A 9,397-nucleotide genomic window follows, 5' to 3' on the forward strand; every position below is an offset into this window, starting at 1 on the left:
GGTTTTTTTTACGGACTCTCATACGGTCCCTGGAGCTGTTCGACTTTCCTTCACTTCTACTATAAAAAAATAGTAGCACAAACCATGGCCTTGGTTTGTACTACTAATGTTAGTATGTTTTCACTATCAATAGTGATCGCCGCATTGTTTGATGTCCAAACGATTGTTGAAGCTTCTCCAGCTGTTGTTACTAATTGCGGAGTTGTCTCAATAGCTGATTTTGGCTCACCATTTTGTAATCCTAATGCTTCGTCTGTTAACGCTGTTGCTAATCTCTCTGCTTTTTTGGCTACTGTTTCTGTTTGAGGATTTTGGCCACTCAAAGTTACTGTTATAGGCTTTGATACATTACCTGCTACATCTACTACATACACTTTAAAAGTCCCTGCACTCAAACCTCGTGTTGAAATAGAAACATCATGATTTGCTTTTGAAACTGTTGCTTTATTTGCAAATCCAGCATATGCTAAACTCTCTAAATCACTCCATGACGTAGGATTTTCACTACTTGGTACTAGATAAACAAAACCAACTTCTGTACTTTTTAGATCTACAGTATCTTTTCCAATAATAAATTGCTTATTAATATTATGAACTGTTAGTGTTGGCGGTGTTTTATCCCCCGTTGATCCACCGGTATTTATTGATGGTAGAATCGGTGATGGAGGCATTGGTACTAATTGACCAGTTGGTGTTTCAACTCTACTGATAGTATTATTTATCAAAGTATCAAAGTATCAAAGTTTGAAACCATTGAAGATGGTTGTTCGTCTTCTGGAATCACCAACGTAGTAATCTTTACATTTCTATTGATTTCAACTTTTACTCCTTTTTCTAACGCCAATTTTTGAATTTCACCCACTAACTGTAGGGCCATTGCTTGTGATCTTTCGACTTCTAATTCGTCAATGTTACCTGTTCCAGTTACAATAATGTGTGTTTCAACATTGATTGTAATTTTGGATGCATCTGTATCCAATTGAATATTTGATACAAAGGAAGAAATGTTGATCACTGAAAATTTTGTATCCGATTGAATTACTGAATTATCGCGATAAATATTTAAACTATTAATATTTGAATCGTTAATGTTAAATAACGATGGAGGTAAAATAGCTCCAATTGGGTCTAGAGCTAGAGATGCTAATGCCACCTGTTCTGCTTCCTTAATAATCAGCTCGCCTGTTGTATTAAGTCCGTCAGCGCTAAATTCATTCACTACTTTTCCAGTTAAAATAACATCTCCGTTCACAGTTAAGTTTTTCAATTGTACATAATCTGCATTTACAGTTAAGTTACCTGTAAAGGTTGAATTTTGGCCATCTAAAGTAACTAATGCACCTTGGGAGCCATCCGAATTAAATTCAATGGCATCAATTCTAATAATCTCGTTATCTTTTACAACGGCTTGAAGTTTAGCGTTTTGTAATGCAGCACTATTTTCTCCATTTAAAAGAGCTTTTAAATCAGATGCAACCGTGTATGTAGTATTATCTGTCGTTTTCAACTTATCTGAAATTTCAGAAATTATTAAGGATAAAGTTTCTTCTTTTTCACCTACGATATTTTCTGCACGAACTACAAAGGCTGCCAGTTGTCCACGAGAGACATTGGATAAACCATCAAATGATGTTTTCGTTTTACCAGTAGTTACTCCATACTCATAAAGTGCCGTAATATAGCTCTCATATTCACCACGGATATCTTTTAAAGGTGTAGAGAATCCTGGAGTAGCATTTAATTTATAGGCACCAGAGATAATTTTCGCCATATGGTTACGTTTTACTGGTTCATTTGGCTTAAATGTGCCATCTCCATACCCATTAATAATCCCAGCATTCGCTAGGGCTGCGATTGCACCATAATATTCATTTGTTTTTGGTACATCTTTAAATCCAGGATTAGAAACATTTAGTGTGTCTAGCCCTAAAACACCTGCAATAAGTTTAGCAGCTTGTCCACGTGTGACATTTACTCCAGGGCGGAAAGTACCATCTTGATAACCTTTTATAATTCCACGCTCTGCTAGATTCATAATTTCTTTATAAAAACCATTGTTAGTAGAAACATCTGTAAATGATGTATTTGCTTTTGTTTCAGACGGTGCAACCATTGTCACTCCTGATGCTGCAACAGCTGTCGCCATTGTAGCATGGAAAAGCTTCTTGTATGTTTTCTTCTTTTTCATATACACATTCCTCTCTAGTTATATTTATCAGTTATTTTCCATTATATAGTAATAAGGATACGTTACAATAGACTTATAAAAGATAATGTATTATTGCAATAATTATATGAAAATTATCATTAATGCCAATTATATCTCCTTATAATGTAAATATAGTAAAAATTTTATATAAAACTATTGAGTCTTTAGACCAACTTAAGAACTTCTCTTCAGGACTTATTATATACTTACTCCATTATTATTTATTAAAGCGCATCCTTCTACCTATCACTAAATATAAATGTCAACGTTAATATGTACATTTTTGCTCGTTTAAGGATGTACAAAATTACTCGTCTATTGGTTCGAGATGTTGCTTTAGACGATATGAATTACCTGTAATTGTTACTACACTTGCGTGATGTAAAATTCGGTCTAAAATTACATTTGCTAATTTTGGTTCTGGGAAAATTTCTTCCCAAGATTTAAAGTTCACATTGGTTGTAAATATGGTGCTTTTCTTTTCATAACGTGCATCGATGAGCTGGAAAAATAGCTTCGCATCCTCTGAATCAATCGGTAAATAGCCAATTTCATCAACGATCAATAATTTATACTTCGTATAATGCTTTAAACGACTTTCCAAACGATTTTCGAGATATGCTCTTTTTAGATTTTGAATTAAATCATGACACTTAATAAAATAGGTGCTTGTACGTTTCTTCGCAGCCGTGATTTCAATCGCTATGGCTAGATGGGTTTTACCAACACCACTTGGGCCTAGAAATACAATATTCTCATTCTCTTGAATAAAACGTAAGCTTTGAAAATCGAGTATTTGTTGCTGATTTATGCTTGGTTGAAAAGAGAAGTCAAAGTCTTTCATTTCTTTTAATTGAGGAAATGCTGCGACCTTTACCATCGCATGAATCATATTCTGTTCACGTACATCTACTTCGTAATTCGTTAATTTTATAAATGTATCTATAAATGAAAGCTCATTCATAATACCGAAGTCGATGGCGTCACTTAAATGGAGACCCATTTGCTTTAATTTTAAATACTCCAAGTTTTTTGAAGCTGTTGATAATTTGAGTTCATATTAGGATTCATTTATAGATTTCTCCAATCGCTGCTAAATTTCGTTTCGCTAGATCATTAATATCTGGATAGTTCGGTAGTGCTTTTAATATTGTTTCAAGATAATGGGCTTCCTGGTAATTAAGTTTTGCATCACTTATTTTGTGGTGTGCGATTAGTTCCATGTTATAATGAATCCATAAATGCTCATCATATACTTGTAAACTTACTTTCTTTCCTTGGTACCCTGGTGGGACAGAGTACTGATTGGATTTGTAAGTAATCATGTTCGATGCATTGACCTTTACAGGTGTATGCTTGATTTTATAGGAATCTCTTACTCGTTCAGTTGGTAGCTGGAGTAAGTGATTCTTTTCTTTTTGGAATTCAAGTAACGGAATTTTATTTGTTCCTTGATGAAGTTCACTGTTAATTCGATTACATAAACGTTCAATATAGTCATATAATTCTTCCATATTAAACTTACCTTGATATACATGAATCTCATCAAGTAATTTCATTGTTGTTTCGACTTTCCCCTTTGTTCTAGGACGACCTGCGATACATGGTCTGACTTTAAAACCAAAATCCTTCGCAAATTGGGCAAACTTCGCATTTACTTTTCCTTTTGAAAATTCGGTACGTGCTTCATCCATGACTGTCTTCATATTGTCTGTAACTAGCTCTTCAGGGACGCCACCCAATTTTTCAAACGTTTCCGTTAGGAAAGAAAATAGTACGAATTGTGATTTAGAAATACTCATATAAAAGAATCGTATGCGTGAATGGCTCAATACTAAAACTGCTATATTTATTTCTACTTGTTCGCCATCTTTTGTTTCATACATAATGCTTTCTTTCCAGTCTAATTGTGCTTGTTGCCCAGCACGCGTTTCAAATCGAATCCCACTGTTTCCCATACTTGAGATACGTTCATCTTTCTCGAAATACGCTTGGAATTCTGGTGTAGTCGCAATATAATTTCGAAACGTTGATTGCCCACATTCTAAGCCATGATTATCTTTTAAATACTGCCAAAGATTACGACGATAATAAAACACCTGCTTTAAATCCTCAGATAATAAACTTGCGATTACTGGATAAAACTTATCGATTTTAGATGGTTTATTTCGTTTCTTTTTGGGAACAAAACCATTTAAATATTTTCGATTGTACGACGATCTACTCCTAAGTCCCTTGCTAATTTACTTTTATTTATCTTCATTTTTAACTGCTCCATTATTTTTTTGAATCCTGCTAAGTCTGCAAGACTATTTATTTCAAATTTTGTTTCTATGTTTAGTTGGATATACACTCCTAATCACCTCTAGATTAGTATGTATACCCCGAGCATTTATGTACATAGTTATTCAAGCGATAATGTACATATTTAAATTAGCATTTATAGAAAAATGCGAAGTGATGCATTTTATTCATAAATTTTAGGAATTAAATAGGAATTAAATAGAACCTAAATTTAAATCGAAACTTGATAAAAGAGGTTCTTAGTCAAATGTGGGGTGATGTGTTTTTGCACGTCCCCCTTACTAACCTAAATCTTTGCTTTAAAATGCTTAAAACTTCTGAAACCATAAGCATTTCTTTTGATTACCTTCGATTTATTATTAATTCCTTCTAAAAATCCATTTGAATAATTAAAACTAAAGCTATTCAAAATCTCTACTTGCCAGTTCTTAAATGTTTGTATTGCTTTTATAAACGCTGAGATATTTGATTCTTCTACCTTACGGTAAAAAGCTTCTAATCTTTTTTTAACTTCTGATAGATCATTCGTTGTTTTTGCCCAATCAAACCATTTACAATACGCTTCTTTCAGTTCATAAGCTTTTCTCAATTCACTAGACATCCCTGTGTAGCGTCTTAAATACCAGAGATTTTTCTCCGTTAACTTATCGAACCGTTTATATAAGACATGGCACATTTTCTTACACTTTTTACGATCATAAGAATGCCAATCTTTTTGCACTTTACGACGCACTTCATCTAGTGCCCAATAAATATAACGAGAAAAGTGGAATCGATCTGCTACGATAATGGGGCGATTTAATGCTTTTCTGACAGCTGCCTTAAAGCTTGGATTCATATCCATTACTACAATTACTACAATTTCTACATCAGCTCCATATTTCATTAAGAAATCCTTAATTGTTTCTTTTCGTCGATTGGGTAATATATCAATTGGTTCATATGTTTCAGCGTTCGCAATGATTAGTTGATAGGTTCCTGCATCTGTATCTCCTTTATATTCATCGATCGCAATACATTTTGGTAGATGTACTCCCTCTTTTAGCTGTTCTTTTGCAACTTTTTTAAAGCGACGAATGACTGTTGAACTTGATGTACCAAGGACTTCTGCCACTTCTTTAAATGTCTTGGATTTTACTGAACGAATTCCAACAACTTGGTTCCATTCTTTTGAGTAACGTTGATACTTATCCACGAAAGGGGATCTTTCTGAGAAGCGTTTTCCACATTTACATACATAACGACGGCGTTTATAGAAAAGGATCGTTAATCTTTCAAACCATTTTAAATGCTTAATTTTTTGAACTCGATAATCATGAATTTTAGAAGTCATTTTATTACAAGCAGGACACTGATGTTCTTTCTTGGGAAGAGAAACATATAAAGCTATCCGTTCTCCAATCTCCTCCATCTTATGAACTGTTACACCTTTTAATCCTGGAATATTCATGTTAAAATTCATATTGCACGTATCACCTTTCAATGCTTGTTTCTCGACAATTCAAGTATATCGAAATCGGTGGTTACGTGCTTTTTGTTTTCAAAATTGTAGTAAAACCCCAACAAATATAATAGAGCCATAAAAGAAAAGTCCTTATATAAGATTTCTCTTATACAAGGACTTTTTAAACAACTTTTATAAATAATAATTATTATGAAAGTTTGTCAATATAAACTTTAAATTAATCAGCAGTAATTTCTGATAATACTACTGTTACTGAATCTTCAAAAGTTCCACCTGATTTACCTTGTAAAGTAATTTTAAAGTCACTAGTTCCAGTAGCTGTTACAGCTAAACCTCTAGTACTTAACTTTTTAGCAAGATCTTCTAAATCTAAATGAGCAGTAATATTATAGTTATTAGAACTATAAGTATGAATTGCAGTCCATTTTAAGAAGTCAGTACCAAAAGTTACTACTAATTTATTATCTACAATTTTAGCTGTAACTTTATCATAATTTGGACCATCGAATTCTCCATTTTTCGGATCTTTCGCAAATCTTTCTTTTAAAATTTTGTCAAAATCTTCGAAAGAAATATCAGTAGCTTCTTTAGTTTCCTCAAGTGTTAAATCTTCTAATACAGTTTCTGTTGTAACCCATTTTCCATCAATTAGTGCACCTGTAATAGCATAACCATTATTTTTATCATAGCTTACAAGTGTACCATCTGTTGTTCTACCAACATTTCTTAATTGATAGTTTAGTAATTCTAAGAACTCTTTACCAGTAATTTCTGTAACATCTAACTCAGTATCAAGTTTGAAATTGATTGTATTAGAAACAAACACTGGAGCTCCTAAATCTACTTCTTCAGCTTTAACTACAGTCAGAGTCTTTTTAATTGTTACCGGTTCACCATTAGCATCTTTAGCATCATTATATTTCACATCAACAGTTTCAGCTGCTTCAAATGTATTTACAAATACACCTGTGTCAGTACCTGTTTCAGTTAATCTTAATGTACCATTACCTAAAAGGATATCAACAGAATCTGCAACTGTCGCACTTACATTTAAATCTGCATCCTCAAGAGTTACAGTAATTATATCTCCTTCAACAGCTTCAGTTGTTGATAATGTTAATTTACCAGTTGTACCTGTTTTCTTAGTAACTTCAACATCGTTACCTTTTGAATCTTTTACTGTTGTACCAGGTGCAGCAACAACTTCTACATTGTCACCGTTAATATCTAATGTAGCTTCTTTAGATTTTACAGTAACATTTAGAGTACCATCATTATTTTCGATTGCAACTGGTTGATTGTTATTGATAACTACGTTAATTGCACCTGCACTATTATTTACAATTCTTGCACCAGTAGTGTCATTTACAATGATATCTCCACCTACAGTAACACCATTTGCAAGTACGAATGAGTTATCTTTAACGCCATTAATAATTACATCTCTTGCGATTGAACCAGCTGTATAATCAACGTGAGCTTCATCAGCATCAATCACTAAATCTTGAGCAACAGCGCCACTAATAGTAATTGCAGATGTTTTTGGAGCTTTGATTGTTAAATTCTTAGTATTAGCAAGATCTACAGTTAATGCATCAGTACCTTTATAATCGATTGTTACATCGTCAGCATTTGTTGGTTTTGCTCCGCCAATAGCCTCAATTGCATCATCATCAATTGTTGTTTCTCCATCAGCAATTAATGCTTTGATAGCAACATTAGTTGGAATCGCAACATCAACATCAACAACATTGAAGTAAATATTTCCATCTGCATCTTTACCAACCGCTACAGTTGCACCACGTTCTAATAATCTTTCGAATGTAGCAATATCAACTGGACTGTTGTTTTGACGGATATTATTCTCATTATAAGAATATTCATAAACATTACCATTTGAAGCAACTAATTCAAATGTGTTGTCATCTTTATTTAATAAAGTTGCATTTGTATAACCAGTAATACCAGTAACTTGTGCGTATGAAGTAAATGTCGCTGTTACAGTATCAGTTGGTGATAAAGTGATACCAGATTGAGATGAAGTTGCATATACACTTACAGTTGTTGGTGATTTTGCAGTAATGCGAACATTTACTCTTGAATCAGTAGTAGATAATGTCTTTGTAACTGTTGTTGATTGATGTGCATGTAAAGTAGTACCACCAATACTTACTTCTCCTTCACCTGCAGATACACTAAATGTAACTTTTGTTTCTTCATTTGCTTTACGTTCTTTACCATTTTGGTCAACTAAACGATAAGAGAAATTAGCTGCTTCACGTACTGCAGTAAATGAAGATTGTTTTTTGTTGTCATCATTTACTAACACTAAGCTTGTAGAATAAGTAACCTTGTCTGTGAAGAATGTTGATTCTGCAGTTACTTGTGTATCATCTTTATCAAAGAAAGTTGATGCAGTTGGTTTATTATCATTTAAGAATGCAATAGGTTGTACATAATCTTCTGGAGTTCTTGCTGTAACTGTAAATGTAACTTTTCCATCTTTATCAGTAGTTAATGCATAGATATTGTAATCTGCATCTGATTTTGCATGTTTACCTACTAGTACATCTTCATCCTTTTTAACTTGGAATAGTTCAAAATCAGTTCCTGCACTTAAACCTTTAGTTGGAATCGCAACATATACAGTAGTATTCTCAGCTACAGGTTTGCCATCTTCTTTAGTGTAAGTGATTACATAGTCACGTCCACCTTTACCAGCAGCATTTTTAATAGCCGCATCTTGAACACCTTGAGCTTCTAAATTTAGTCCGTAGTTAACAGTACGTTCAAATTTAACTTCAGAACCAGTAGCTTGAAGTAATTCTTCTGTGTATTTTGCTTTATAGTTAGCAAGATTTCCTTTACTTGCTCCAGTTGCAAGTTCACCTTCATATACTACTGGAGTAGCTGAAGCGTTTGCACCTGTTAATACAAGGTTTGCTTTACCATTTTTGTCTAATTTTACAGCGATTACTTGTTCATTACCTAATGTTGATTTATATGGATAAGATCCACCAATTGCAGAATCAACTGGTCTTTCGTTTGAATTTAAACGTTTAACTTCATTACCTTCAACTTTTACACCATCTTCAATTTTGTCTGGAGTAACGTTTAGGTTATTTTTGAATGCTACGAATACATAGCCTTCTTTAAAGTTAGCTGAGTTGATTTCGTATACCTTTTTATCATTGTTTTTAATTGTAGTATTGCTAGTTACATCTTTAATAGTTAACTGAAGTTCATTTGCCCAGTAAACTTTACCAGTTGAATATACTGAAGATTTGCTAGTTGCATAAGTGTAAACGCTAGAATAAAGTTGACAGTTTTCGCTTGATTAGATTTTACACTTTTGCTCTATCAGCCTAAAACTTTAGTAAAATAGTTTGTGATGTTATTTTACTGGAGGTTAGGATTTT

At 33.3% G+C, this 9,397-nt stretch carries 4 protein-coding genes and 2 pseudogenes; all 6 read right to left on the minus strand.

What is annotated here, in order from left to right:
• Nucleotides 1-59 precede the first annotated feature (59 nt).
• Nucleotides 60-725: a hypothetical protein gene (locus D8M03_RS16610; RefSeq protein WP_121215917.1), complete on the minus strand. Its 666-nt coding sequence runs from the start codon at nucleotides 723-725 to the stop codon at nucleotides 60-62.
• Entirely contained in the window at nucleotides 722-2,188 is a 1,467-nt protein-coding gene (locus tag D8M03_RS16615) for an S-layer homology domain-containing protein (protein WP_121215918.1), read from the minus strand. The genes D8M03_RS16610 and D8M03_RS16615 overlap by 4 nt, the downstream gene beginning before the upstream one ends.
• Nucleotides 2,189-2,516: 328 nt before the next feature.
• A pseudogene (istB, locus tag D8M03_RS16620) lies at nucleotides 2,517-3,268 on the minus strand (IS21-like element helper ATPase IstB).
• Between the two features lie 8 nt (nucleotides 3,269-3,276).
• Nucleotides 3,277-4,562, minus strand: a pseudogene (gene istA, locus D8M03_RS16625) (IS21 family transposase).
• A gap of 237 nt (nucleotides 4,563-4,799) precedes the next feature.
• Nucleotides 4,800-5,975 carry an ISL3 family transposase gene (locus D8M03_RS16630; RefSeq protein WP_121215920.1) on the minus strand — a complete coding sequence of 392 codons (1,176 nt, stop codon included), beginning with the start codon at nucleotides 5,973-5,975 and terminating at the stop codon, nucleotides 4,800-4,802.
• Between the two features lie 220 nt (nucleotides 5,976-6,195).
• Nucleotides 6,196-8,307, minus strand: coding sequence for an autotransporter outer membrane beta-barrel domain-containing protein (locus tag D8M03_RS16635; RefSeq protein ID WP_121215921.1), 2,112 nt, complete (start codon nucleotides 8,305-8,307; stop codon nucleotides 6,196-6,198).
• Nucleotides 8,308-9,397: the final 1,090 nt, after the last annotated feature.

Origin of the sequence: Ureibacillus endophyticus, from assembly GCF_003628435.1 — a bacterium.
In the GTDB taxonomy this organism is placed as follows: domain Bacteria; phylum Bacillota; class Bacilli; order Bacillales_A; family Planococcaceae; genus Ureibacillus; species Ureibacillus endophyticus.

Coding starts and splice junctions, on each gene's coding strand:
- D8M03_RS16630 (WP_121215920.1), bottom strand. CDS start 5,975: ATGAATTTTAACATGAATATTCCAGGATTAAAAGGTGTAACAGTTCAT.
- D8M03_RS16615 (WP_121215918.1), bottom strand. CDS start 2,188: ATGAAAAAGAAGAAAACATACAAGAAGCTTTTCCATGCTACAATGGCG.